This is a genomic window from Arachidicoccus ginsenosidivorans (assembly GCF_007971385.1).
Taxonomy (GTDB): domain Bacteria; phylum Bacteroidota; class Bacteroidia; order Chitinophagales; family Chitinophagaceae; genus Arachidicoccus; species Arachidicoccus ginsenosidivorans.
In genome coordinates this window covers 2,611,840-2,637,944 of record NZ_CP042434.1, presented here as the reverse complement: position 1 = coordinate 2,637,944, position 26,105 = coordinate 2,611,840, and the positions used below count along the sequence as shown (strand labels likewise).

21 protein-coding genes and 1 pseudogene are annotated in these 26,105 nt (G+C 40.3%); 10 read left to right on the top strand and 12 right to left on the bottom strand.

Translation table 11 applies throughout. The features are described from left to right. Positions 1-8: 8 nt before the first annotated feature. The 9 genes from FSB73_RS10515 to FSB73_RS26635 all read left to right on the top strand — a co-directional run bounded on the left by FSB73_RS10515 (position 9) and on the right by FSB73_RS26635 (position 14,196). Entirely contained in the window at positions 9-3,101 is a 3,093-nt protein-coding gene (locus tag FSB73_RS10515; RefSeq protein ID WP_146781645.1) for a SusC/RagA family TonB-linked outer membrane protein, read from the top strand. A gap of 19 nt (positions 3,102-3,120) precedes the next feature. After that, positions 3,121-4,596: a RagB/SusD family nutrient uptake outer membrane protein gene (locus FSB73_RS10510; RefSeq protein WP_146781643.1), complete on the top strand. Its 1,476-nt coding sequence runs from the start codon at positions 3,121-3,123 to the stop codon at positions 4,594-4,596. Positions 4,597-4,877: 281 nt separating this feature from the next. Beyond that, on the top strand, positions 4,878-5,999 hold the full coding sequence (locus FSB73_RS10505; protein ID WP_146781641.1) for a family 43 glycosylhydrolase: 1,122 nt from the start codon (positions 4,878-4,880) through the stop codon (positions 5,997-5,999). Between the two features lie 2 nt (positions 6,000-6,001). Then, positions 6,002-7,174: a hypothetical protein gene (locus tag FSB73_RS10500; RefSeq protein WP_146781639.1), complete on the top strand. Its 1,173-nt coding sequence runs from the start codon at positions 6,002-6,004 to the stop codon at positions 7,172-7,174. A gap of 427 nt (positions 7,175-7,601) precedes the next feature. Beyond that, positions 7,602-8,705, top strand: a complete 1,104-nt coding sequence (locus FSB73_RS10495) for a glycoside hydrolase family 43 protein (protein ID WP_146781636.1) — start codon at positions 7,602-7,604, stop codon at positions 8,703-8,705. Between the two features lie 98 nt (positions 8,706-8,803). Continuing rightward, positions 8,804-10,297 (top strand): sulfatase family protein, encoded by a 1,494-nt coding sequence (locus FSB73_RS10490; RefSeq protein ID WP_146781634.1) that lies wholly within the window; start codon positions 8,804-8,806, stop codon positions 10,295-10,297. 62 nt (positions 10,298-10,359) lie between these two features. Then, the gene (locus FSB73_RS10485) at positions 10,360-10,623 is read left to right on the top strand and encodes a twin-arginine translocation signal domain-containing protein (RefSeq protein WP_146781632.1); all 264 of its coding nucleotides are present in this window, start codon (positions 10,360-10,362) and stop codon (positions 10,621-10,623) included. A 101-nt stretch (positions 10,624-10,724) separates the two neighbouring features. Continuing rightward, entirely contained in the window at positions 10,725-11,480 is a 756-nt protein-coding gene (locus FSB73_RS10480) for a glycoside hydrolase (protein ID WP_146781630.1), read from the top strand. A gap of 352 nt (positions 11,481-11,832) precedes the next feature. After that, complete coding sequence (locus FSB73_RS26635; protein ID WP_317132877.1) at positions 11,833-14,196, top strand: ubiquitin-like protein; 2,364 nt, start codon at positions 11,833-11,835, stop codon at positions 14,194-14,196. A 118-nt stretch (positions 14,197-14,314) separates the two neighbouring features. On the opposite strand, the gene FSB73_RS10470 is transcribed toward FSB73_RS26635, so the two are convergent. The 10 genes from FSB73_RS10470 to istA all read right to left on the bottom strand — a co-directional run bounded on the left by FSB73_RS10470 (position 14,315) and on the right by istA (position 23,459). Further along, the gene (locus FSB73_RS10470) at positions 14,315-15,232 is read right to left on the bottom strand and encodes a phosphatase domain-containing protein (RefSeq protein ID WP_146781626.1); all 918 of its coding nucleotides are present in this window, start codon (positions 15,230-15,232) and stop codon (positions 14,315-14,317) included. A gap of 17 nt (positions 15,233-15,249) precedes the next feature. Beyond that, positions 15,250-16,248, bottom strand: coding sequence for a hypothetical protein (locus FSB73_RS10465; protein WP_225974696.1), 999 nt, complete (start codon positions 16,246-16,248; stop codon positions 15,250-15,252). A 26-nt stretch (positions 16,249-16,274) separates the two neighbouring features. Next, complete coding sequence (locus tag FSB73_RS24750) at positions 16,275-16,451, bottom strand: hypothetical protein (protein ID WP_225974695.1); 177 nt, start codon at positions 16,449-16,451, stop codon at positions 16,275-16,277. Further along, positions 16,435-17,787, bottom strand: a complete 1,353-nt coding sequence (locus tag FSB73_RS10460) for a methyltransferase domain-containing protein (RefSeq protein WP_146781624.1) — start codon at positions 17,785-17,787, stop codon at positions 16,435-16,437. The genes FSB73_RS24750 and FSB73_RS10460 overlap by 17 nt, the downstream gene beginning before the upstream one ends. A gap of 736 nt (positions 17,788-18,523) precedes the next feature. Next, the gene (locus FSB73_RS10455; protein WP_146781622.1) at positions 18,524-19,243 is read right to left on the bottom strand and encodes a hypothetical protein; all 720 of its coding nucleotides are present in this window, start codon (positions 19,241-19,243) and stop codon (positions 18,524-18,526) included. After that, entirely contained in the window at positions 19,240-19,953 is a 714-nt protein-coding gene (locus FSB73_RS10450) for an AAA family ATPase (RefSeq protein WP_146781620.1), read from the bottom strand. Before FSB73_RS10450 ends, FSB73_RS10455 begins: the two co-directional genes overlap by 4 nt. A gap of 42 nt (positions 19,954-19,995) precedes the next feature. Next, entirely contained in the window at positions 19,996-20,169 is a 174-nt protein-coding gene (locus FSB73_RS23250) for a hypothetical protein (protein ID WP_158639495.1), read from the bottom strand. Positions 20,170-20,595: 426 nt separating this feature from the next. After that, the gene (locus tag FSB73_RS10445) at positions 20,596-20,913 is read right to left on the bottom strand and encodes a hypothetical protein (protein ID WP_146781618.1); all 318 of its coding nucleotides are present in this window, start codon (positions 20,911-20,913) and stop codon (positions 20,596-20,598) included. A 148-nt stretch (positions 20,914-21,061) separates the two neighbouring features. Then, on the bottom strand, positions 21,062-21,901 hold the full coding sequence (gene istB / locus FSB73_RS10440) for an IS21-like element helper ATPase IstB (protein WP_158639494.1): 840 nt from the start codon (positions 21,899-21,901) through the stop codon (positions 21,062-21,064). A 4-nt stretch (positions 21,902-21,905) separates the two neighbouring features. Next, positions 21,906-23,459, bottom strand: coding sequence for an IS21 family transposase (gene istA / locus FSB73_RS10435; RefSeq protein WP_146781612.1), 1,554 nt, complete (start codon positions 23,457-23,459; stop codon positions 21,906-21,908). A 682-nt stretch (positions 23,460-24,141) separates the two neighbouring features. Here istA and FSB73_RS10430 point away from each other — a divergent pair. Continuing rightward, positions 24,142-24,375 carry a putative signal transducing protein gene (locus FSB73_RS10430; protein WP_146781609.1) on the top strand — a complete coding sequence of 78 codons (234 nt, stop codon included), beginning with the start codon at positions 24,142-24,144 and terminating at the stop codon, positions 24,373-24,375. Positions 24,376-24,608: 233 nt separating this feature from the next. On the opposite strand, the pseudogene FSB73_RS10425 reads toward FSB73_RS10430, so the two are convergent. Continuing rightward, a pseudogene (locus FSB73_RS10425) lies at positions 24,609-25,402 on the bottom strand (SDR family NAD(P)-dependent oxidoreductase). Between the two features lie 95 nt (positions 25,403-25,497). After that, a complete protein-coding gene (locus FSB73_RS10420; protein WP_146781606.1) occupies positions 25,498-25,995 on the bottom strand; it encodes an SRPBCC domain-containing protein in 498 nt (165 codons plus the stop codon). Between the last annotated feature and the right edge of the window lie 110 nt (positions 25,996-26,105).

Genomic DNA, 26,105 nt, shown 5'->3' with positions numbered 1-26,105 from the left:
ATTTTATTATGAATCAGTCGATTATAAGACTAACTAGTAGACTGCGCACCCTGCTGCTTTCTTTATTTGCGCTGGCCGTCTTTAGCGGACTAAAAGCACAGCAAGTAAGTATTAGTGGCCAGGTAACCAGCATAAAGGGTGATCCCCTGCAAGGCGCTACTGTTACCATTAAGAATACAAAAACCCATACGCTGACAGACCAGGAAGGCCATTTTACTTTAATGGCAAACAATAGCAACGCCACGTTGCTGATTGAATTTGTGGGCTATAATAGCAGGCAAATTGCCTTAAACGGACAGCGCTCAGTCATTATTCAATTAGAACCTGGCGACAAATCACTTTCTGATGTCGTCGTTATTGGTTATGGCAGCGTTAAAAAAGGTGATTTAACTGGCTCGGTCGCTTCTATCAAAGCGGATGATTTGACCAAGGGGACCAATGTAAATATGCAACAAGCGCTACAGGGAAGAGTTGCGGGCGTACAGATTTATCAAAAAAGTGGAGAACCAGGCGCCGCCATGAGCGTCCAGATCAGAGGAATCACGTCTATAACCGGCAATAACGCTCCTTTATATGTGATAGACGGGATGCCCGTCAATGACGCATCAGCTATCGGATCTGCCAGTCCGGGAGGAACGACAAATAACCCGAACAACAGAAATCCGCTCAACACCTTAAACCCTTCTGATATAGCCTCAATTGAAATTTTGAAGGATGCTTCCGCAACGGCCATTTATGGTTCCCGCGGTGCCAATGGCGTTGTTTTGATTACCACCAAAAAGGGTGCATCTGGAAGCTTAAAAGTAAATTATAACGGCTCCTACGGCAGGCAAGAGGTCAGTCATACCCAGCGTTATATGACGGGCGATGAATATACCAAGACGCTCAACGATATCATCGCAGAGGGGAATCTCAATACCAGTAATTACCCAGAAGTAACCGGAGAAAATTACAATACAGATTGGCAGCAGTTACTTTTTAGAAAAGCCACAATTCAATCACATGACGTCTCTTTTAGCGGCGGTACACCTACCTCCAAATATTATGTTTCTGCTGGATATTTTGGTCAGGATGGTGTCATGTTGCATTCAGGCACAAAACGTTATAATGTTAACGTCAATCTGGAATTAAGTGTCCCTTATAAATACAATGTCGGCGTCAGTCTGGCAACTTCTTATATGAAGGACCAGTATAATGCCACTGGCACAGGTCTTAATGATAACGGTAGTGCCTTATATATGGCCCAGAATTATGATCCGACTGCACCGGCTCTAAATGAAGACGGTTCTTATTACAGATCCCCTTTAATGGCGCCCATGGACAATCCGCTGGCTGTAATCAATGGCCAATATTCCAATGGAGAGACCTATCGGACTTTCGGCAATTTACATGCTGAATACTTTTTTGCGCCGACCTTTTCAGCCAAAGTAAGAGTAGGCGCCGATATCAATGATGAACAGCGGTATTTCTGGATAGACCCTTCCACGCTCACAGGTGCTTCCTATAATGGATATGCAGATGTCCGGGATGGCAAAAGAGGCTATTATCTGTTAGAAGGGACGCTGAACTATAATGAGACTTTTGGCAAACATAAAATAAATGCAGTCGCGGGTGCAACTTATGAAAAATATACCTCCAGCTCACTGGTGGCTAGCGCCCGTTCTTTCGCCCTGGCTGACCTCACCTATTATGCACTTGGCACAGGTGATCAGACCCTGAATGAGGTAGGCAATGGCAAGCAGGAAAATATCCTGATTTCCTATCTGGGAAGAGTCAATTATTCCTATATGGATAAGTATCTGTTAACTGCCTCCATCCGGGCCGATGGCTCCGCCCGGTTTGGGCCGGAAAACAGATACGGCTATTTTCCCTCAGCGGCTCTTTCCTGGAAAATCAAACAGGAAAATTTCTTAAAATCAGTGGATGCCATAAGCGATCTAAAGTTTCGGGCCAGTTATGGTGCTATTGGCAATCAGCCTAACTCGAATTACCTATACTTGTCCACCTACTCAGCCGGCCGTGACGCTGTCTTTGACGGACAAAGGGTTTCTTCTATTCAGCCTTCCAGAAGCCCCAATGTCTATTTACAATGGGAATCAGCCCGTCAAACGGATATAGGCCTGGATTTTAGCCTGTTTCAGTCAAAGCTATCTGGTACTATAGACTATTATAATCGCAAGACCTTTAATCTGCTATATAATATTCCTTTACCGCTTAGTTCCGGATTCGGTGCACAGACGCAGAATGTAGGAAGTATGCGAAATACGGGTTTTGAGTTTTCGCTCAACAGTAAAATAATAGACCATAAAGACTTCTCGCTCGATGCGAATTTTAATATCAGCACCTTGCAAAATAAAATACTGAGCCTGGGTGGCCAGGATCAGGTGATTATTTCTGGGCCCGGTAGTATAGGTGACTATTCCATCTTAAAACCAGGAGAATCCATGGGCTCTTATTATGGGTACATCGTAAAAGGTGTTTGGCAAACAGGGGATGATTTCTCCAAAGCGCCTGCCGGCGTCCGCCCGGGGGATTTAAAATACATAGACCTGGACAACAATCAGGTCATTGATGGCAATGACCGGGTGATCCTCGGTAATTCATTACCGGATTTCTATTATGGTTTTCAGTTCAATGCCCGATATAAGGACCTTTCTCTAAACATCGCTTTTGAAGGTTCTCATGGCGCAAAAATGCTGAACAGTAGCCTGGTGGATTCTTATTACCCGGTAGATTTCAGAAGAAATAAACTGGCCGAGCTCTACCTTAACAGATGGACACCAGATAATCCCACCAACGAATATCCTTCATTTATCCCAGGCGATGTTCAGGGGCTGAAAAATGTTACCAATAAAACGGTGGAAGATGCCTCTTATCTGAGGCTCCAATCTGTGCAGTTATCCTATAAACTACCCTTGCCTAAAATAAAATATATCAACAGTGCTTCTATATTCGTCAGTGGTCAGAATCTATGGACGATCACTAATTATTCAGGTTCCGATCCGGCAGCCAACGCAGTGGGCAGTAACATCAACCGGGTCGATTATAATACCTACCCTATGACAAGAACCTTTACAGGCGGTCTCAATATCCAGTTTTAATCAGTTTAAAATCGACAAAATGAAAACATTATTTAAATATATACTTCCCTTAGTAGTCATAGCCAGCCTTGGTTCTTGCGCAAAGGATCTTGATGTCACCCCTTATTCAGAATTCGCGCCAGGCAATGTACTAACCTCAGAAAGTGGTATTAAATCGCTGCTTTACTCTGCTTATGCACAACAACAAACCCAGCAAAACTCTCGGTTTGTAATCAATAACTCAGAAATGTGTACCGATATGGCCTTTAACTCAGGTGGTGCAGAAAACGGGCAATTGGTACAAATTATTAATTTCACCTGGGATGCGACACTGGGTACTTTCCAGGCCGACATCTGGGCACCCAATTATCGCTGTATCAGAGATGCCAATGGTGTCATCGAAAACATCGACAATGTCAATACAACAGATGCCAACAAAAAGCTATATAAAGCAGAAGCCCGGGTACTTCGGGCCTATTCCTATGCCACGCTGTATGGATTTTTCGGCCCCGTTCCGCTAAGAACTTCTACAACACAGCCAGGCGACCTCGCCCGGGCTACGGATCAGGAAATGAAAGATTTTATCGAAAAAGAAATCACAGAATCTGTGGCGGATTTACCCGATCCAGGCAAAGAAGAGGCATACGGACGATTTAATAAAGGGGTTGCCTATGCAATTCTGGCAAAATTTTATCTGAATACCAAACAATGGCAGAAATCTGCTGACGCCTGCCAGCAGATCATGAATTTCAACTATTATTCCACCTCGCAATATCCCTTTAAAGATTTATTTCGCGTGGAAAACGAAGGCATGACCAATAAAGAAATGATACTGGTTTTACAATGTAAAAACGAAGTAGGTTTTGGGAACTGGTTTATGGCCGGCGCGCTGCCTCCTGGTTTTAAAAGTACGCCCCAGGTGCCTGACTTTAATTATCAGTCTACCATGTCCAATTTTGCTACACAATATCGGTTAAGAACAGCCTTTGTCAATACCATGGCAGCTAATGATAATAGGCGTTCACTTATCTGCAGCAGTTATATTAATAATGCTGGCGCCACTGTAAATATCCTAGGTGGAGATAATGCTCGCAGTTTTAAATATTGGGATAATACTACAATCGGAAATAACAGTGGCAATGATGTACCGATATACAGATATTCCGATATATTGCTTAGCAGAGCAGAGGCATTAAATGAGCTCAGCAGTACCCCTCCAGCAGAATGCTTCACTCTGATCAACAAAATCAGGACACGGGCCGGACTGCCAGATCTGACACTAAATGATGCACCCGACAAAAAAAGTTTTCGGGATGCCATATTCAGGGAGCGTGGCTGGGAATTTATCTCTGAAGGCAAGAGGCGTGAGGATTTGATTCGACAGGGCACCTTTATTTCCTCAGCCATCGCCAGAGGCGTCCCGGCAGCACAGGCCACCACGGATAAAGTCTTATTTCCGATCCCTCAATCAGAAATACAGGCAAATAAACTATGTGAGCAAAATCCAGGGTATTAATAACAGCAAGAAATCTGGCTAAGATAAGCAAAGTAAGTAGCATTGGATTTATAAAAATGGTAATTTATATCCAATGCTATTCTTCCAATTCAATCATTCGCTGTTGCCAACAAAAAAATAAATGTTCCGTAAAATCCACAACAAACATTATCCTATTGGAAAAACATAGAATCACTCGCCAACCACAGTATCCAATCGTAAGAAAGACACAAATGGCCAGTCATAAAGCAATATTCATAACTTCTATACGCAAGCATTTTTTAATTACGCTCATAATATTCATGGCCATTTTCTGTGCTGCCTGCAGCTCAGGTCATCAACAAGCCAAAAGAAAGCCGGTCTACAGTAACCCGACAGCACCTGTAGGAGATTCTTTGCTTACTGTTCCTGCTTCCGTAAAACCGATATTAAATGTGTGGATGCGAGACACTTACATTATGCTGGGACCAGATAGCAATTATTACATGACTGGCACAACAGCCAGCCCCGGACGTATTTTTAATGGCGCTACCCACTGTTGGGATTACAATGATGGCATTTATTTGTGGCGCTCCCCGGATTTGAAAAACTGGACAGCACTTGGCAGGATCTGGTCTTTTGACAGCGACGCAGCCCCTTGGCAAAAAAAAGGCAGGCCAATAAAACCGGGAGCCAAATCCCTTAACGGGGATGTACTGGATTCCATGTACAGAGCTGTCTGGGCTCCGGAATTGCATTATATCAAAAGCCAACATACATGGCTCATTGCTGCTTGTTTGAACGGTGGGCAGGGCTCCTTTGTACTGGAAAGTGTTTCAGGGAAACCTGAAGGGCCATATAAGAATATAGATGGCAATCAAGATAAGCCTATATTTAACAATATTGATTTAAGTATTTTTGAGGATACAGACAGTAGTGTTTACCTGGTTGGACACGATCATTATATCGCGCCAATGAAAAAGGATCTCAGCGATATCGCAACACCATTTAGAAAACTTAAAGAAACGCCTTATAAAAAGGAACCATATATCGAAGGCGTTTGGCTGGATAAACATAACGGTAAATACCAACTGGTTCAAAGCGTCTGGTCTGTTTTAAAACCAGACAGCTCTTACTCTTATTTGAGGGACGATAAAAATGATATTGGTTTATATAGCTATGATGTTGTCGTTTCTGAGTCGGACAGTATATATGGCCCCTATGGTCCCAGATATCCGGCCATTCTAGGCGGAGGACACAACAATTTCTTTAAAGATAAGCAAGGAAAGTGGTGGTCAACGGCGTTTTTCAATCCCCGTGGCATCATGGCCGGGCATTTCCAAATTACCTGCCGGCCTGCGGTCATCCCTCTTAAATGGGATAAAAATAGGATTAAGCCGGATATTGATGCAGCTAACAAATTTTATTCAACTGTAAATCCATAAACATGATCCAGATTAAATCCATTATTTTAGCCATGCTGTTTGCGATAACATCGATGGCCGTTTATAGTCAACAGTTAGGTCTTAATTTTAACCACAACCCAGAGAATATAGATTTTAAATATGTGAATAAGGTACACCCAGACTGGATCAGAACAACACCCAGGATATTGGATTATGTAGACGGGCAGTTAAGCGTTCAAAATAACCCAGGAATTAAAAAGATTATACGAGCGGGGAAACAAGGCTATAAAATAGTCTTTGGGTTCAGATGGGATTTTAAAAAGCGGCAGCTCTTGCTTCCAGCACCTGGATCGGCCCGGGAAATACGCTATTTTAAAATGGTAGACAGTATCCTTGAAAAAGTAGGTCCTTATGTGCGACTATTCGCGCTGGGCAACGAGCCTAATTTAGAAACCATGGAAAGTGATCTGCAGTATAATCAGCGCCACGAAGTTCCCCTGATTATATTTACCAACCGTTTAATGCAGCATGTTTTAAAATTCTATAAACAACATTCAGGTTGGGAACTGCCAAAACTATATGCGGGTTCCCTGCCTGCTCTATTTGAACGTGCACAGCAACAAAAACCTGGTGTTTTTGAATTGATTAAATTTGCACAAAAAAACAAGGAGATCAGTGGCCTGGCAATCCACTTACATATAGAAGACACTTTGGAAATAGCTGAAGCATTTAAATTTGTACGATCCTTAATGCCACATAAGCCAATCATTGTTCCTGAATTTTCACTTTTCAGGTTGTATAATAAGCATTTTAAAGATAGCATCGGCAGCAGTCCGTCTGGGGCAGAGTTCTTGCAAAAGTATCATCTTTCACCAGACCTAAAAGTCTATCAGTGGCTAACAATGGCTAATAATAAGCAAGTGCCGTATACCGAATGGGCAGATATGTTTACGTCACAATCATGGTACCTGCCACATTATCTTTGGGCGTACTACAGATACTTTACGCAAAATGGTGTCATTTTGGCCACTTATCCTTTATTGCAACAAGGTTATAGCAAACGGGTAACACCTAAAACCCCTTCCTGGTTTTTAAATCCCTTATTTATTCAAAAAACATTTGGCAAAAATAATAATGGCGACTACTATACCAATCCGCTGGTATACCAGGATTTTATGCAGCTACTTGAAATTGGCAAATCAAGCCTTGAATAAAAATTAAAATAAATCCAAAAAAGTACTTTTAAGTATGGTTAATACTAAAAGCAGTCAATTCCTTGTTAATAAATGGCAGTCAATGCAATACATACATAGCTCAGCGTACTAATCTTTACATGCGTTTTTCAGACAACTCGATCCCATTTTTATTAGGACGTAGTTTTAGGTCTCGCATAAAAACAAAAATTTATCCAAATCATTTAGAAATGCATTTAAATAATAGTAATTTTATAAACATAAATTATAGGGCTCTTAGAAGCGGCATGCATCGTTTTACTTGCATTCAGATGGAGTATTTGTTTGGGATTTTTAGGGTTGGTAAACTTTTCCATTGGCGCATGGCTGCAAATAAATTTAAGGGAATCCGATCCGCAACAACAATTATCTGATCATTTAACAGTGCTAAATTTTAAATAAATCGATTATGCAACAACTTAATTTTTGTTCAAAAATAATGGGGCGCAGTTTTATTTTTCTGTTTTGTATTTCTTTGTGTATGACAGCAGCGGCGCAGCACAACGCTGGTGGTGCAAAGACATATACCAATCCAGTCTTAAATACTATTTTTGCTGACCCATCCATAATTAAAGCGCCCGATGGCTGGTATTATGCCTACGCAACCCGTACCTGGCATGAAGAAAAAACAATGATTCATTTGCAGATTGCAAAATCAAAAGATCTTGTACACTGGCAATACCTTCCAGATGGTATGCCTATTAAACCCACATGGGCGGACAGCACAAGTGAATTCTGGGCACCGGATATACAATATGATGCTCATAGCAAAACATACTACCTTTATTTTGCCTCAGGACATAATGGCACGCGCAATCATTGCATCGGTATTGCCACATCTAAGTCACCGGAAGGTCCCTTTACGGATATTGGCAGGCCACTGGTCTGCGGCCGTTCCTACACGCATATAGATCCGATGGTGTTTCATGACCCCGTCACAAAAAATTCCTATATATTATGGGGGTCTGATCATGCGCCTATTCAGATGCAACAATTGGACGGGTGGACAGCCCTCAAAAAAGATAGCGCCCCAAAGGATCTACTCATTGCCACGGATAAAAAGGACAATTATGATAACATGATAGAAGGCCCTTGGCTAATTTACCGAAAAGGTTATTATTATTTATTCTTTTCGGGAGATAACTGCTGTGGTCCAAAGGCTCATTATGCCGTTATGGTGGCACGTTCACATAATGTACTGGGGCCATATAAAAAATTTGAAGGGATAGACGGTTCGGGTAATGGCGTGATTTTACAAAAAAATACCCACTGGGACGCCCCAGGTCATAATGCGGTTATCACCACAAACCACGGAAAAGAGTATTGGATGCTCTATCATGCTATTGATCCTAAAAGCCGATTCCAAAGTAAGAAAAGTCCAGTAGGTTTAAAATTTGATAAAAGGGTCATGCTACTGGACAGAATCTATTTCAAGAACGGATGGCCCAGAATCAAGGGTAACAGTCCCTCTTTTTCGCCTGAGCCGGCTCCCAGGATACTTCGCAGGCCATAACTGGCAACCCTATATACTTATTCCATATTAAAAGTTACTCAAATGCAAATAAAAAATTCAATCCTATTGTTGTTGACGGTAGTCATCATAGCAAGTTCGTGCAAAAACACAAAAAAGAGCAGGTTCAAACAAAGCCTAATGTTATTGTCATATATGCCGATGATTTAGGGTATGGCGATTTGAGTTGCTATGGCGCTACTGGCGTAAAAACGCCAAATATCGATTATCTGGCTGAACATGGCCTCAGATTTACAGATGCACATAGTACGGCCTCGACCTGCACACCCTCTAGATTTTCCATGTTGACAGGTAGTTATGCTTTCCGTAATAATGCAGCCATCCTGCCCGGAAGTGCCCCTTTATTAATTCGTCCGGGCACGCCTACCCTACCAGGTATGTTTCAAAATAATGGCTATCATACGGCTGTTATCGGAAAATGGCATTTGGGTTTAGGTAACGGAATGCCTACCTGGAATGATTCACTTAAACCCGGGCCTTTAGAGATTGGATTTAATTACGCCTTTATCGTTCCGGCAACTCTTGACAGGGTTCCTACCGTATTTGTGGAAAACCACCATGTAGTTGGACTGGAAAAATCAGACACCATTGCCATTAGTTATGAACACAAGGTGGGTAATTTACCTACAGGCCTTGAGCATCCTGAAATGACCAGAATGCTGGCAGATTCGCAGCATAGCGGAACAATCATTGACAGTATCAGTCGCATTGGCTTTATGGCAGGAGGCAAGGCCGCATGGTGGAAGGATGAGGACATCACCGGGCGTGTTGTAAGCAAAGTAAAAGCCTATATCCACCAAAATAAACAAAACCCGTTTTTCCTGTATTTCGCGCCAACCGATGTCCATGTACCACGTGCGCCCAATGCCCGATTTAAAGGGGCCAGCAAGATGGGGCCAAGAGGGGACGCCATTGCTGAATTAGATTGGTCAGTAGGTGAAGTGATTAAATACCTGAAAGAAGAAGGATTAACTGATAATACACTTATTATATTCAGTAGCGATAACGGCCCCGTATTAGATGATGGCTATCAGGATCAGGCGGAAGCCTTAGTAGGGACAGATCGCCCCTGGGGACCCTTCAATGGCGGTAAATACAGCGCTTTTGAAGCCGGCACAAGGATGCCGACCATTGCTTATTGGCCTGGCAAAATTACCAGAGCTGTCAATAATGCGCTATTCAGCCATGTGGATCTTTATGCCTCACTGGCTGATCTGATCGGCCATAAATTATCCCCAAATGAGGCACCCGACAGTTATGATATGTTACCAGTAATTCTGGGTAAGTCTGAACATGGCAGGGACACAATGCTTGAGGAGTCTTATACCTTATCGCTGCGCGCCGAAAACTGGAAATACATTGCCCCGCAAACTTCTCCCACGCCGGACTGGATGAAAAATAAAAAAATCCCCACTGGTCTGAGTACTACACCACAATTATACGACCTTACCACTGATACGACAGAACACAACAATATCGCAATAGAACAGCCAAATCGTGCCAAAGCAATGCAAGCGGCCATAACCCAAATTATGGCCAAAGGCACAAGACCCGGTTATCAAGCGAAGCAATAATAAACAATACTTGTATCTGAAAATAAGCAAAACCAAGTACTATTCGAAACAATTAAATTAAAATGATGGAAAGAAGAAATTTTCTTAAGAATACAACCATGGCCGCAATCGGACTGTCCACCCTGCCGCTGTTATCCAAAGGTAAAAGTAACTCTACTTCCCATATTGAACTACGGGAGCCCTATCAGCCCATTACGCCTCAGATAAAAATTCCCAGGGGGCCGTTTATCTTCCCGCCAAGGCCTATAACACCTGGCAGCAATGGAAAGAATATGATCACGACATCACTTTACGTGATTTTGGTTATGCCAAAAGCATCGGTCTGAATTCCCTTAGAATTTGGCTCAGTTATGAATACTGGCTGGAAAACCCAAAACGACACGAACAGTGTCTGGAGCAGCTTTTACAGGCTTCAGATAAAATGGGTTTGAAAATCCTCCTGGCTCTTTTTGACAGCTGTGGGGTAGAAAACACGCCAGAAGCCAGAAAAGACAAGAATCCAAAGACAGCGGTTGCGGTGATGTCTCCCGGATTAACCATCAGTCGAAATAAGGACCGCTGGAAAGAGCCAGAGAAGTTTGTCAATCGTATAATGGATATTCACTCGGATGATAAAAGATTATTGGCCATTGAAGTCATGAACGAACCACCACTAGCTAATAACCGACTAGCCATGTCCAGGTATCTATTTAAGGCAGCAAGACGAAAACAAAGAGGCATTCCTCTTACCATAGGATCACTGCCAGGCATGCAAAATTGGGGCAACTTTATGGACCTGGATATTGACATCTTACAGTTCCATAATAATTATCCGACCAAGCTCGCTGCATTTAATAACGATCTTACTATGGCTAAGGAGATTACTGAAGTGCTTGGACGGCCTGTATGGATTACGGAGTGGCAAAGATTACGGCCGGCGGGCAATGGCTGGAACCAGCACAAATTGCCCCAAAATGAGCTCTTTCCAGACTTCGCAAGTTTAGCCCCTCATGTCAGAAAAGCTGAAATCGGCAACTATTTTTGGTCTTTGATGGTCAAACCCGCTTATCTGACACCACAAAGAAATATAGGCACCATCAATGGGCTTTTCTATGAAGACGGTTCTGTTTACAGCCTGGCAGATGCCAGGGCCATTGCAGATAATCCGAATTTTATGGCCAATGAAAAAAAGAGAGAAAAATAAGTTCAATCCATATAGCCCAAAATACAATCTTGAAAACTCCAGTCAAATTAAAGGCTGGAGTTTTTTATAGATAACTTCATAATAGTTACCACAAAGTGCATTCCCAATTATGAGATACACCCCATTGGATAAGCCGTCTAAAAGAATCCTGAAATTTATTTGTATCAGGTGATCTATTTTATCCACCAGATTAAAATAAATTCAAGCTATCTGTGGCCAAAATGCAGGCCTTGCCCAGTACATTAAATTATAAATTAATTTATTGCTATCTTTACAATGAGGCAACACGCCATCTCCAGCTTTATTTAATAAACCTAAATTTACTTTCCATGAGAAATTTTTACTTCTTTTTATTTCCTTAAGTCTCACTGCCACTTTTCTACAAGCGACGACAATTAAAATCAAAACACCTGATGGTCAAGTAATTAGTATAGATGAACCCGCAAGTAATTCTATCCAACAATTGACGCATACCATCCAAGTCGCCACTGGTTTTCCTATGGAGAATCAGTTGATTGCTTATAATGGAAGTCTTTTGAATATCGGAAGAACACTTGAGGATTATGCCATTGCTGAAAATAGCTATCTTCAACTTATTATCGCTGCAAATCCAAGCCCAACAACTGACAATGTGTTATATGTCAACCAAAAGGTTTCCGCCTCTAGTGATCAAAGTGGCTCCAGTTGGAATAATGCCATAACAGACCTTTCAAGTGCTTTATTATGGGTAAGGCAACAACAGGATGCCGGGACGGTTAACTGGACGGATACGAAGCCTTTAAAAATATATATCGCACAAGGCACCTATTATCCAGTATACAATGCAAACGATGACCACGCAACTGAACCTGGACTATGGCAAAGTGCTTTTGTATTGACCCAAAACGTTCAGTTAATGGGCGGTTTTCCATCAATTGGCAACCCAGATATCTATGCACGAAATTGGACAAAATTCCCAACCATATTAAGTGGTGATCCCTTAACACCTAGTGACAATAGCGATAACGCTGGACATATTGTAATAACGGTAGATACAGAGGACAGCGCTATGCTGTCAGGACTTACTATTACTGCAGGAAGATCATGTGGTGCCACCATGTTAGTTGGCGAGCAGTATATCGAACCATATATCGGCGCAGGGATGGTGTGCATAAATGCAGCGCCCACCATTGAAAATGTAATATTTAAAGATAACAAGGCCATTGGCGGGGATGGACCAAATCCCATCAGTGGTATTGATGGTATGGGCGGCTTTCCCGCCTATGGCGGCGGCATGTATAACGAGATGGCCAGCCCAACGCTGATCAATGTTTCTTTTATATCCAATCAGGCAATAGGCGGAGATGGCAGCAACGGATTAAATGGGGATATTGGGGAAAATGGAACCGCTGGCATCAATGGTGGTAATGGAAATAACGGTGGAAATGGTGGCAATGGAGGCCCAGGTAGCGATGGGCTCGGCGGCGGTTTATATAACAACGGCTCTTCACCAAAATTGATTGGCGTTGTATTCTATGACAACCAAGCAATTGGCGGAAATGGTGGTCTTGGCGGAAATGGTGGTTTGGGAGGTGCCGCCATTGCAGGACAACCCGACAATTTTGGCGGGGCAGGAGGCAATGGAGGTTACGGAGGCAATGCAGGTTCAGCCAGCGGGGGAGGTATCTATAGCACAAAAACCGGCATTGTAAACATCATTAATTGTACGTTTAGTAAAAATAAGGCAATAGGGGGGCAAGGGGGCCAAGGAGGCAATGGCGGAGTCGGCGGCTCGGGAGATTTTTTCGGCAATGATGGCCCTACAGGGGCCTACGGAATCAATGGGCAGAGCCTTGCAGGGGCATTGGCTGATTATACTGGTAGTAATATTCAAAATTCGATTCTATTTGGTAATAACGCAGGCACCTCTCCACAAGCAGCAGGAATCAACACGACTAGCTTTTCCTACTGCTACATTAATGGTAATGGCTCCTGGCAAGCCACGCTGGGCGCAGATGGCGGTCATAATATTATTAGTCTAGAAAATCCTTTCACCGATAATTCTTCAGGTGACCTAACTTTAATTACTGGAAGTCAAGCTATCGACCATGGTAATAATACAGCAATTATGGCCTTTTTTACGGTAGACCAGTTAAATCACCCACGAATAAATAACAGTTTCGTTGATATAGGCGCCTATGAGTTTGGAAATTATACCGTTCCAGTGGACTTGCTTTATTTTAAGGCAGCAGGCAGGCAAAATAAAATACATCTGAGCTGGGCAACAGCTACTGAATCTCAAAATGTCCGATTTACAATCGATAGATCAAATGACGGCATAAATTACCGTAAATTAACGTCCATTAAGGGAAGTGGCAATAGCGCTAATAAATCTGAGTATGAATGGGATGACCTGCAACCAGCAATAGGCTTTAACTATTACCAGTTACAACAACTGGATGCCAGTGGTCATATCAAAAACTTAGGGGTAAGAACAGTAAATTATTCAAAAACCAATCATATAGTCTCCTTATTCCCTAATCCGGTTAAAGACCAGTTGCACATGATCATGCCAATTGCCTCAGTAATCCAAATCTACAATTCAGTTGGTAGAAAAGTCCTAGAATTTCAGGGCAAACAAGGAGATAATACTTTACAAATCAGCAATTTACCTTCAGGGGTCTATTTTATTGAATCCCAGAATGGAAAAGATTGGTTGAAATTTATAAAAAAATAAAACGAATTAGTAGTATTAAGCTTACGCTAAATGGCATACTTATTTACAATAAATCCCCGAACGCTAAACCTAAGGCTTAAGTTCGGGGATTTGTGTCTTCATAAAAAATAACAGTAGGTTAAAACGAACCATAATACACTTGAAAACAAGGTAGCATTAACTCTTTACGCCACATCTCTACCACTTGGTCTCTGTCATCCAACACTAAGGATACAAAATATTTATTATGTATATGAGTGGAGAACATATCTCTTTTGATATAGCTATCTTTGCTATAATTTCCAGTGGGACGCATCCAAAGAGCATCATAAGGAACCTGATGTTTTTCAAGAAAGCGAACCGTCTGCTCCCTGTAAGCATCTTCCCGACCAGAAACCAGTAGTACCTGATGGCCATTTTTCTTAAAAAAGTTAATTGTCTCAGCCACTGCCTTGTTCAATGTATCTTCCTCGCACCGGGCACCATCAAAAGGACTTCTGTCACCAATGATGGCCAAGGTCCCATCTAAGTCACAAATAATAGCTTTGGGTAAATTAGCATCTTGGGCCCTAACTTTATTGACCAACCGACTTCGCTCCCTGAATTGCAAATCATACTTTTTAAGCAATTCTTCCAAGGCCGCCATGTGATAGGCGATGGCTTTTTTAGAAATATGCCTCCCGCCTTCCCGGGTACGTTTTTCACAATTTTCAATTAATCGTTCCAGCGGCAATTCAAATACTTTAAAACTTATATCCGCCATATGCCCAAACGCTTCAATATACTGTTCAATATATTCAAATTTAGTATGTGTGGCATCCGCAATGACACTTAGTTTTCTGAGTAACAATTTATGGATGCCAGCAAACATCATATCAGTTAAGGCCTCTTCTAACTCATCAGACAGGAATTGATCAGAAAACTGCATTGCCCTGAAATCATCCCTGCTAAGCCTTACCCAATTTTGGTGCATCCTGGTGTGATATTTAGCAAATGTGGTCTTACCACTTCCGGGCGCACCTACCAATATTAAAAGTTGTGGATTTTTTCTACTCATTATTCATATCGTTTTAATTACAAGGACGGATCCAATTTGCTTTCCGTTTCCTCCTGTAGAATTCTATCTAACATCAAATTTCTATAATAATAATTTTCTGAATCAATCTCTGAATAAGGAATCTCCAAAAGACGATAATTAATCATCCAATCATTCATTGAACAGTCCAATTTTCTGCTGATCTTTCTTTTTCTAATCTGCAATTCTAAATCCCTTTGAAAGTCAACTCCATAGATCATTGTGAGGTAATCATTATTACGAACCTTTAATGCCGGCGGTAAATCATTTAAAAAGGCCTTTTGAGCTTTGATAACAATACCTTCTTCCATACCAGCACATAAGGTACTAAACCAATCATAAACAGGTGCTAACTGCTCCTCCAAAGTCAGCTCAGTGTCAATGTGCAACTCCATCATCAGATCATCATTAACCAGTCTGTAGGTCAGGTTATCATTTGGAATAACCTCTTTGCCATCCGTATAAATGAGTTTTAGGATATTAAAGGGTTTAAAATAAAGCGCACCTTCCTTACCGTAATGATGAATTTGCCTTGCATATACTTGTATACCGTTTTCATAACTAGATAAATCTGGCAAATCAAAATGACCAATAGCTTCCATTTGCCTTATTTCATGGGACGGATATTTCTTTTTGAAGGCATTGCCAGACAAAACTTCTTTATCACGAAAAAACCCATTATACACTTGCGCCGCTTTGACTGCTTCAATCTTCTCTAAAATAGTACTGGTTTTGAAATACGCCAACCTTTTTTGGTGCGCTTCTAAGTACCCTTCAAACTCCCTGGCAATTAAGTTACTTCCCATAATATGCCAGGGCAACAACTCAGCTTGTATGATTGCCAATTCCAACCCATTCCAGTCAAAGCGGTTATACAAGTTTTCACAAGTCTGCCTTGCTTCTGTCAAATCAATATAATCAATCTTATACCCATTTCTGCTGACAAAATAAGTTTCTTCCTTATTTTTATGCAGATAAATATCACAGTACGAGCCCATATACTTTTTCTGAAAGACCAGATCCTTTACCCCCTTTCAACATAAAAACGCGCTCCCTCGTAAATACTCTCAATTTCTGATCTATCCACCGATTTAGGCGCCGGGGAAATGGTCGGGGAAAAAGCAGCTATTTTATCCTTACACATCCAATCAATCCTGGATCGGATTTTCCTTAAGGCTACTTCTTTATCTTGATGATTCATTTGTCATTTTTTTAATGGTTGCTAATTGTGTGGGCTGCACACCATTTATTTGATCGCCAACCTGGTCAAAGACTACCTGGCAGTCACTCCTTCCTTGCAAAACAAGCGTCATAAAGTCCTGAAATTCAACCTGTGTAAACTCAAATTGGTGATCAATATGCCTAAAAGCAGCAGCTTCCCTTTGATTTAAATCGTTCTTCACATTTCTTCCATAATAATATTTATTAAAATCAGCATTTGGCGTAGAGATGATCAGCTTATCAAAATTAAAATTTAATGCTGATCGTATGAGCATTACGGCATCCTCAATACTGTTATGTTCTATTACTTCACTAATGATGATATTTAATTTTGCAGACTTATCTACATGGTTAAGATCTGTACTGAAACAAAGATTTTCACTTTCCAATCGGTGCATAATACTTTGGCCCAATCTTTCGAGCCTTTGTTCCTTGTCGACCCCATAATACATGGCCTTAAGCCCCATATTCATCAGGCGTTTATAATAGGAAAATTCCCCACAGCCTATATCCAGCACCGGCAGTTCAATACCAATGGATTCTGTAATAAAGCGAATCCTGGACCGCTGGGTATCCTCATTTGTGAAACTCGCCGTTAATCCCTGAGCGGCCAGATACTGCTCAAATATTGGTTTGACCATCTGGAACTGTGTTTGGTTCTTCACCGCCCTTTTGATAAACAGATAAAACACAAAATACGGCACCTCATTCAAATTTGTCAGGACCCTTATATATTTTTCAATCATTGAATTATCAATAAATGTATCATAACGATCCTCATTTGTTAAATGCGTGAATATGGCCACCAGATTCAACAAATTAATGGCCTCGAAAACACAATTACCTGAGACCGTCAATGTATAATTAGCCCCTACATTGTGCTCTACGCAAATTTCAGAAAAGTACTTCTCCAGCAGAAAGCTGCCATTGCGATACCAATTAGAATTAATATAGAATACAGGCACTTCTATCTGACAGGAAATCACGTCAATTTCTCCTCTTGTTTTATTCAGCCAACTCACCGCTTGATTTGAATAGCTTTCTTTATCTTTTAAAAGATGTCCGAACAGTTCAGTGCAAATATTAAGTATGATTAGAGGGTTGCACAGGCTTTGATAATCCAATTGGTTGGAAGGGTCATTCGTATAACTTTTATGTTGGTCGTGGAATAGAACTTCATATTTAGTTTTTGAAGCTACATTGCCAATTACAATGCCCTCTTTTAGCGTTTTCGCATATAACCCCTGATCGGTATCTGGATTTTTATGCAGAATGTCTGCCAGATAATTATTTTCTGATAAAATATTAATAATCATATCTTCTGTTTTCAATAAAGCAAAGTTGCAGGTAACACAACGCAGTCAATTTGCGTAGTAAAATTTATTTTGATTTTTTATTTTTATGGGCCCGGCTAGTCAGCATCAAAATTCAGTATAGGCAATACGGATAAATAACTGCTAGTCTTTCCAAAGACCATTCGTATCAAATCTAGCAACCCCTCATTTAAATTTATAAAGTGCAAAACTAAGTAATCGACTTTAATGCATCGCCAATTTTAATAACTAAGACATGATTGTAATATTTACTGAATAATACAGCACACCAGATTGATATTCAATACTTATAACGCACAAGAAAATTTTCGGCTTATCAAAATTTTGTTATACAGCACCATTGCTAATACTTCCTCAAAGCAACAGGCAAGCTCACTGATCATTTGCACTTTTTTATAGGCTAATCAGAATATCCACCTTTGTAAGCAAAATGTCGGTCAAATGCATATGTCAATCCAGCGCTTAGCCGCCGGACAATTCAAGCGATGAATACTCACCTTGAATCCTGTCAGTTCATATCCAAATGAATCAAAACACTACCATATGCGCAATAGCCTATATAATTTGTGATAAAATAAATGCAGCAAGGGCCGCTAATTTCAATTCTACTTAAAATCGTGTACCATCCAGTATCATCTGGAGTTATCATTTTCGTGCCTAGAAGCCCTGTTTACGTTTTCGGCTTGATTTTAACAAAATTCGTCAGATTCAACCTTCATTAAAACAAATCTTCCAATTTTACCTCATTTTCAATTAATTCCAAATAATTAGCATCATGACTTACGCCAAATGAGGAAATCATAACAATTAGCACTAATTTCTTCGTTTTTGATTCTTCAATAAAACGCGCTCTTTTATTTCTGAGTTCAATGGCATACTTTTTATCAATTGTAAATACGCTCTCTGAAAATTTTATTTCGCATAGATTAATTATAAAATCTCCCCGTTCTATAAGCAAATCAATCTGTGCACCATCTTCAAATTTACTCCTACTTTTCCAAGATGAAGAACTCGTTTGAATGACACGAAGTCCTAGTGCCTCTTTAATTTTATCAATATGTTTAAAACAAATTCTTTCAAATGCAAGTCCACTCCAACTCTTCCAACTTGGTCTAGCCGAAATCTTCTGCCAGCTTTCCATGCCACTATGTTTTTTATTTTCCATAAACTTCAAATAAAACAGGGAAAACTCATCATTTACCTTATATAGACTATTTGCTTTCTTTAGGCGATAAGGTCTATAGGATGCAATAAACCCTGAAGCTTCCAATTCGTCCAACAAAACACTTAATCCGCCTCCAGAAGACATTTCTAATGCATTTGCAATTTCCGATCTTGAAAGTCCGGTTGTATTTTTCGCCAATAATTTGATAACACTTATGTGCTTAGCAGAATCATCAAATAAAGATTGGCAAAGATTTTCGAATTCGTCAGTCAACGGCCCGTCTGGATCAAAGCACAACCTGTCAATTGCCTGCGCAGCGCTTTCTCCTTTTTTAATAATTTAAGATAGGCGGCGATTCCTCCAATGGCCATATATATTTGAGCAATTTGAAAATATCCCAATTTTATATTTTTCGAAGCCAAAAATTCCGCTGTTTCCCATAAAGTAAAGGATTTTAAATTTATTCTCTGGGTAATCCTATTATGTAAGCCTCCTCTGTTATGAACAATATTACGAATCATCCATGCCGCAGCTGATCCACAGATAATCACTATAAGATAGTCTTGTTTATTGCCCCAACTATTCCACCAATGATCAAATGCAGACAAAAATCCTGATCTAGGTGTGTTTAACCATGGAAATTCATCTAAAAAAACGACCTGCTTGCCCTTGTGCGTCATAGCTTTAAATTCAATATGCTTAGATAACTGAAAAAATGCATCTCTCCAATTATTGGGTGCCGTAATCGCCATGGTCGATCCATACTTAACTAAGGCCTGGCTAAAATTTGTCAACTGCTTCTTTAAGATGCCATTATGTTCTCCCACAATTTCGAAAGTCAATTCCTTGTTCATCACCTCCCGAACGAGAAAAGTTTTGCCGACTCCACGCCGACCATAGATGGTTACAAGCTCTGCCTCTTCGGATTTGAATAAATTTTGTAAAACACTCGCTTCTCTTTCCCTTCCAATCAAATTTTTCATAATAGTCAAACTTTCAAATCTTTAGTAAAAGATACTATATCTTCAATCATCCCTAATAATCAATTTTTTGGCAAAATATAGTGGTCTTATATCTCTGTAATCGGTAAATAACAATGTACCAGTTTCGGTAAATAAGGATGTACCACCTTTTGGCCCTTCATGTGACATAAAGATATCTCTGCAAATATAAGCAATTGCGACAATATGTTTTCTCATGTGAGAACTTTTTTTAGTAATGGTATAAGGTAGAATCGCATTTTACAATATATCACCTGTTATAGATATGCTTTGAACAATATGCCTAAGAAAAACCTAGGGGGCGATAGCCCACACACTAAAACTAATGTGCGTAGCACATGCCTTGAATCGCTTAGGTCTTCTTGGTGAGGCAGTGGCGAAGCCCTGCAAAAAAAGCATGGGCTCCGCCCATGCCATTGATTTCTTTTTGCTACTTTTTCTTTAAAAAAAACGAAAAAATAAGTAAAAAAATAAAGCTAGTTAATTTGCCGTAATTCAATAATAACGTACCTTTGAGTCATCAACACGAAGCGGACCCGCGCTCTGCAGAGGTGCAACGTGGTAGGAATACTGTTGATTTCGAAGCATACATTAGTTACTACGCATTGCTGCTGTTTTTTCATTCTAAATGACAGGCCATTCATATTGATTAGGGTGTCTCATGGGGGCAATCTGGTGAGTAATACGGCTTTTAGGCCTGTTTATTAGTAAAGGACTCATACCGCCTCTGACTCGGTTAAGAGCCATTTTTGAGGTCATCCAGTAACCTTTTATGGCCTTTCGCCTGTTCTTCAGAGGAGAGGTTTCCAAGTTGTTTAACTCTATAATTAGTTCATGAGCTGCTTGTCTATTGATTTTCAATTTATTATTCATCTCATTCATACTATAGTCGTTTGAAAATACAGACACAAAATCTTTTGATTGGTCTGCAACATTCATCATTTTTTGCTTTTTTACTGACTGGTGCAAAAGGAAGATTGTAAATTGGTAAATGTATAATTCCAAGGACTTTTTGCTTGTGTTTATAGGACTTACAGCGTAACTTTGCTTTTCAGGTGCAATGCAGACACTGGCAAACCTAGGAAGGGAGCTAAATAGAAATAACATCTGACATTGGCGTATAAAAAAGCCCTCTTAATAAGAGGGCCATTCTTTGATATGGGGAGGGGCTATTTAATGAGAAACCCTCCCTTTTACTTAGCCTACGCTGACTTTCTCCCGCTAGATTAATAATTTCTGAATGATGCAATATTCTATCAAGTATTGCTGCTGTGAGCACCTCATCCCCTAGTTTTTCTACCCAATTTGATGGGGATTTATTGGTTGTGATTATGATAGATGCACTTTCGTAAATTTCATTTATAAAATGGAAAAATGCATTGGCTTTGCGGGAATCGGGTTCAATCATCATTATATCGTCTATTACTACTAAATTAGCCTTTAGTAAGCGCCTATATTCAATAGCACAGGATCTGTTGATGTCCTTTTTGATCAGTGTGGTTGTCAATGCGTCCATTTTTCTAAAATACGCCTTATATCCGCTTTGAATAGCATGGTGACATAGCCCTGCCGAGAGCATGGTTTTACCGACTCCTGGAGGCCCCATAATGATCAAATTTATGGACTGGTCAACCCATGTAAGCTCCTTTAGTTGCGATAAGGCAATTGGTGATATACCTTCAACCAGTGAACAGTCAAACTGAGCCAGGTCATGCCTATTGGGTAGCTGGGCATTTTTGATCTGCGCCTCTAAATATTTCTTTTCCTTTTCACCTAACATTTTACCGAATGTTCGTTCTAAGAACTGAATATAGCTTATGTTTCCAGATGCACACTGGTCGGCCTCCATTACAATCCATTCGCCAATAGCGGGAACCCTAAGCTGCTTACATTGTTCATCTAACTTCTGTGTCTGCTTGATTTTGCTCATTTTCTTATTTAAATTTTTTATCATATTCGTTTATATCTCTTTTAACTGGACTAGTGGTCGCCTTGGCTTTTACAACACTATTAAGGGGGACTATTTTGCCCGGAATCTTTATTGGCTTCACTTTATTGGCTTCAATCGATTTAAGCATGTCAACAAAGAAGGTGTATCTGCATTGATTACTATCCAGGCATTCTTTAACTGCCTGGCCAATAGTTTCACTTGAATAAGGCGCTAGGGCGCCCGTTATTCCAGTGATTTGATCCCTGATATACCTAGGGTAGGCTTTATGGATTATATCCAAAAATTGGCCCGCTAAATGCTTATCTGGAAAGAGTGCCAGTGCCTCTTGCTTTAATACGGCTATTTTTTTGCTGGTATCTCTTTTGTGATGAGTGTTAATAACCTTCCTTACATTTGGATCTGTTGGGATCGCATGTGTCCATAATCTTTCATCTTTATCATCTAGCGTTGCTCTGATAATCAGCTTCTGGTCTTTGTTACATACCAAAACGTTTACAACACCGCTCCCGTATGTCCCGGACGGAACTGAGTAAAGAACGCCTTTGTAGCAAATTGAATTATCTTTCCTAACTAAACGTGGCTCGTAACTACTTGCGCTGTTGAGTGGGGTGAATGGGCGTAAATGGTCTAGTTCAATTGCCCACTCATCCTTTGGTAATTTGCGGGTTATACTATGGATAGTACCATTGGCCGTTCTGGCAAGCCAGGCTTCCGCCTCCTCCTGCAATACTTCAATTGATTCAAAGATGCGACCATACAGGAAGTTATTTTTTACATACTTTACAGAATTTTCTATCTTGCCCTTAGATTGAGGGTCCGATTTCTTACAGAAGTGAACTATTAATTTAAGTGATTCTACATATCCTCTGAACTCATTTGTCATTATCAGTTCTCCCTTATTTTCCGAAACCAGAAAAACAGAATCCTGGTCATAAACAAGCAGATGAGGGATCCCCTTTAAATATTCAAATGCAAGGTTGTGAGCATCAATTGCAGATTTAGCGGTAAATGGTGCTTCGATAAAATACACATACTTCATTCTAGACCTCGATAATACAATTACAAAGAATCGTACTTTCTTACGGCTTCCCTCTTTTGTAGTCATATAATATTCACCAAAATCTACCTGAGCCTGCTGGCCATATGGCAATTCCTCAACCATCATCATTTCTCGAACTGATTGAACAAGGGGAATATTATGCTTCTGCCTAACGTAATGAACAAAATTATACACCGTCTTGGGGGCTACCTTGGGAAGGTCTGGCTTATTTTCTTTTAGCCAATCATGTACTTGGGCAGTCGAAGCTGCTGGTGCTTTACGCAGGCGGGATACCACATAATCCTCATAGCGTTCAAGTATTTTGTTTCTGACTTTTGGAGTATTGAGGAATTTAGAAAACTCCTCTTCGGACATGGCTAGGATACTTTTTACAGTCCTCCTGTCAATGCCTAAGGTCTTACCTATAGACCTTAAGCTTACTTCTTGCTTTCGCAATTGTTTGACTTCGTAATACATAATCTTCTTTTTTAAATTCATATTCGTGATTTTGATGAACCACAAATATCTTGATTATTAAATGATTATGTCAAACGAAGGGCTTCTCGTTACCGAAATGGTACATCCTAATTACCGAAATGGCACTTTTCAATTACCAAAGTGGTACATGGAATACCGAAGTGGTACATCTTGATTACCGAAATTGATCAATTCTCATTACCGAAATGGTTTTTTCGTTACTGAAATGGTACTTTTCACTTACCAAATTGGTACATAGAATACCGAAATGGTACATGTTAATTACCGAAATGGATCAATTCTGATTGCCGAAATGGTACGCCTTATTTGCGATAAAGTGGTACATTGTTGCTTACTTATTACAATCTCGCCAAAAATAAGTTATGTTCTACATTTTGGCTAAATATACTATCTTATAACTCGCCAAAACTTAAAATTTTTATTGATTTTGGCGAGTTATAATCATTTATACAGCATTTTCTTTGGGAAAAGTTACACAAAAACTGGTAATTGTACATGGCATCTGCTATCCATTTCATAATGCTTATCCGCCCTATTAATTTTAGAGGACTCAATTTACTTAAGCAATAACTTAAGCCATCAATAAAGTCTAACCTAATAAAACCAATAGGCCAATATTTTGAGCACAGGCATCCTTCAAAGGTGTTCAAAAATTTGATGTACCTTTATAAAAAGACTCTGTATGGAAGAAGATTCAATAACAGACAATTGGAAAATAATCTTTAGTTCACATTCCGCAATGGAAGTGCAAGGGGCAAAGAATTATTTAGAATCAGAAGGCATTACAGCCCACCTGCAAAATGAACTTGCTGCCCAGATCTATGGAAATGCTGCCGACAAACCTAAATTATTGGTAAAGGAACATGATATTGAAAGAGCTTCCGCCATTTTGATCGATGGAGGTTATATAAAATAGTTGAATAAAAAACATCCATAAAATCCAAGGGATTCATTTCAAAAAAAGAGGCGGATCGCCTCTTTTTCAATTTACTGCATTAGAGAAAAGCTCTTCTTGAATCAATTTTTACCGGATTAAAAGGCGCAGGGCTGAATTAGCAAAATACACTTTGGGTTTTATAAAGATTCATTCACCTAAACAGAATGGAATGAAGAACCCAGTGCTGAAAATATCCATTTATTGATTAATTTTTAAAATGCAGATTTGATCACGCCGCCATCGGCACGCAGCGCCGCACCATTTGTGGCCGCTGAAAGCGGACTAGCGATGTAAGTTACCAGGCTCGCAATTTCTTCCGGCTTGATAAACCGCTTAAGCAATGAAGTGCCTCGCATGTTTTGGAAAAACACTTCTTCCATTTCCTCAAGGCCTATACCTTGCTGTTCAGCGGTTGCTTTCATGAAATTTGAAATGGCTTCCGTAGATGTTGGCCCTGGCAAAACAGTATTCACGGTGACTGCTGTTCCAACGGTCATTTCTGCTAATCCACGAGACAAACTTATTTGCGCAGTTTTGGAAACCCCATAATGTATCATCTCGGCCGGGATCTGAACAGCCGATTCGCTAGAAATAAAAATGATACGCCCCCAGTTGGCATTTAGCATCTGCTGTATATAGGCACGTGAAAGACGTACTCCACTCAATACGTTCACTTCATAAATATCAAGCCAATCTTCATCCGAAATATCTTTAAATGCTTGGGTTGTGCAACACCAGCGTTATTTACCAAAATATCTACTGCTGGATATTGCTGAATAAGCATATTTACCTGATCGACTCGTTTTAAATCTGCTACCGCTCCATAGATATTTTGGTTACCGGATTCGGCTTTTATCTTCTCAACCGCCGTCTCAACACGTTGCTTACTTCGTCCATTAACAATAACTTTTGCGCCTTCATGCGCCAGTGACGATGCTATTGCAAAACCTATCCCAGCAGTTGAGCCGGTAACAAGAGCAGTTTTTTCTTTTAATTGTAATTCCATAATTTCAATATTCTAATTGATTTTATTAATTATTTTCAAATTCGCTACCTATCAAAAGACGCAATGCCTCTAACAAAGATCAATCTTTCTAGGATTTATTCGGTTGCAACATTTGCCTCGGCGGCAACTTTCAGCCGCTCAAGCCATTGTTGATGGTAGGCGTAAAGGCCACCTGGATGCTTGTGACCTAATAAATTTACGAACCATTCCCCCTGCTGTGTTTCTTCAGTCAGAACGTGAACACCGTTCTCAGTTGGTGTGATCACCCAACCATGGTAAGCGGTTGAACCAGTCTGGTCGCCGTCAACGGTCGTTTTCCAGGCCAATCTATAATACGGTTCAAACTCGGTTATAGTCAGATACATCAGGTATCCAATCGTAACACGGGTCCATTTGATACCTAATTCCAATTCTTTTTTATCTCCTAATATATTTACCTGATCTTCAGGCGGGAAATAGTTCACCCAGTTCTCTGCGTCCACCAATAATTTCCAAACCACCTCTACCGGAGCATTAATATCGATATCATTCAGCGCATAAATGGCGGATATTTCTGGACGCTGATCATCCGGCCAATTTGTTTTATTATACATAACGTTTTTTTCCTTTATTTTACGGCAAAGTTCCGTTGACATTTACCATCATAAAAGGACATTTGAACGAATTTGTAGGTGACAAATGTCACTGTAAATGCAAATTGATA

What these genes read in the sequence shown, in the direction of transcription:
- FSB73_RS24750 (WP_225974695.1), bottom strand. Translation starts at nt 16,451, where the DNA reads ATGAATCATCAAGATAAAGAAGTAGCCTTAAGGAAAATCCGATCCAGG.
- FSB73_RS23250 (WP_158639495.1), bottom strand. Translation starts at nt 20,169, where the DNA reads ATGAGAAAACATATTGTCGCAATTGCTTATATTTGCAGAGATATCTTT.
- FSB73_RS10505 (WP_146781641.1), top strand. Translation starts at nt 4,878, where the DNA reads ATGGCCATTTTCTGTGCTGCCTGCAGCTCAGGTCATCAACAAGCCAAA.
- FSB73_RS10445 (WP_146781618.1), bottom strand. Translation starts at nt 20,913, where the DNA reads ATGATGAATGTTGCAGACCAATCAAAAGATTTTGTGTCTGTATTTTCA.
- FSB73_RS10485 (WP_146781632.1), top strand. Translation starts at nt 10,360, where the DNA reads ATGATGGAAAGAAGAAATTTTCTTAAGAATACAACCATGGCCGCAATC.
- FSB73_RS10515 (WP_146781645.1), top strand. Translation starts at nt 9, where the DNA reads ATGAATCAGTCGATTATAAGACTAACTAGTAGACTGCGCACCCTGCTG.
- istA (WP_146781612.1), bottom strand. Translation starts at nt 23,459, where the DNA reads ATGAATTTAAAAAAGAAGATTATGTATTACGAAGTCAAACAATTGCGA.
- FSB73_RS10460 (WP_146781624.1), bottom strand. Translation starts at nt 17,787, where the DNA reads ATGATTATTAATATTTTATCAGAAAATAATTATCTGGCAGACATTCTG.
- FSB73_RS10420 (WP_146781606.1), bottom strand. Translation starts at nt 25,995, where the DNA reads ATGTATAATAAAACAAATTGGCCGGATGATCAGCGTCCAGAAATATCC.
- FSB73_RS10500 (WP_146781639.1), top strand. Translation starts at nt 6,002, where the DNA reads ATGATCCAGATTAAATCCATTATTTTAGCCATGCTGTTTGCGATAACA.
- FSB73_RS10510 (WP_146781643.1), top strand. Translation starts at nt 3,121, where the DNA reads ATGAAAACATTATTTAAATATATACTTCCCTTAGTAGTCATAGCCAGC.
- FSB73_RS10470 (WP_146781626.1), bottom strand. Translation starts at nt 15,232, where the DNA reads ATGAGTAGAAAAAATCCACAACTTTTAATATTGGTAGGTGCGCCCGGA.
- FSB73_RS10495 (WP_146781636.1), top strand. Translation starts at nt 7,602, where the DNA reads ATGCAACAACTTAATTTTTGTTCAAAAATAATGGGGCGCAGTTTTATT.
- FSB73_RS10450 (WP_146781620.1), bottom strand. Translation starts at nt 19,953, where the DNA reads ATGAAAAATTTGATTGGAAGGGAAAGAGAAGCGAGTGTTTTACAAAAT.
- FSB73_RS10430 (WP_146781609.1), top strand. Translation starts at nt 24,142, where the DNA reads ATGGAAGAAGATTCAATAACAGACAATTGGAAAATAATCTTTAGTTCA.
- istB (WP_158639494.1), bottom strand. Translation starts at nt 21,901, where the DNA reads ATGAGCAAAATCAAGCAGACACAGAAGTTAGATGAACAATGTAAGCAG.
- FSB73_RS10465 (WP_225974696.1), bottom strand. Translation starts at nt 16,248, where the DNA reads ATGGGCTCGTACTGTGATATTTATCTGCATAAAAATAAGGAAGAAACT.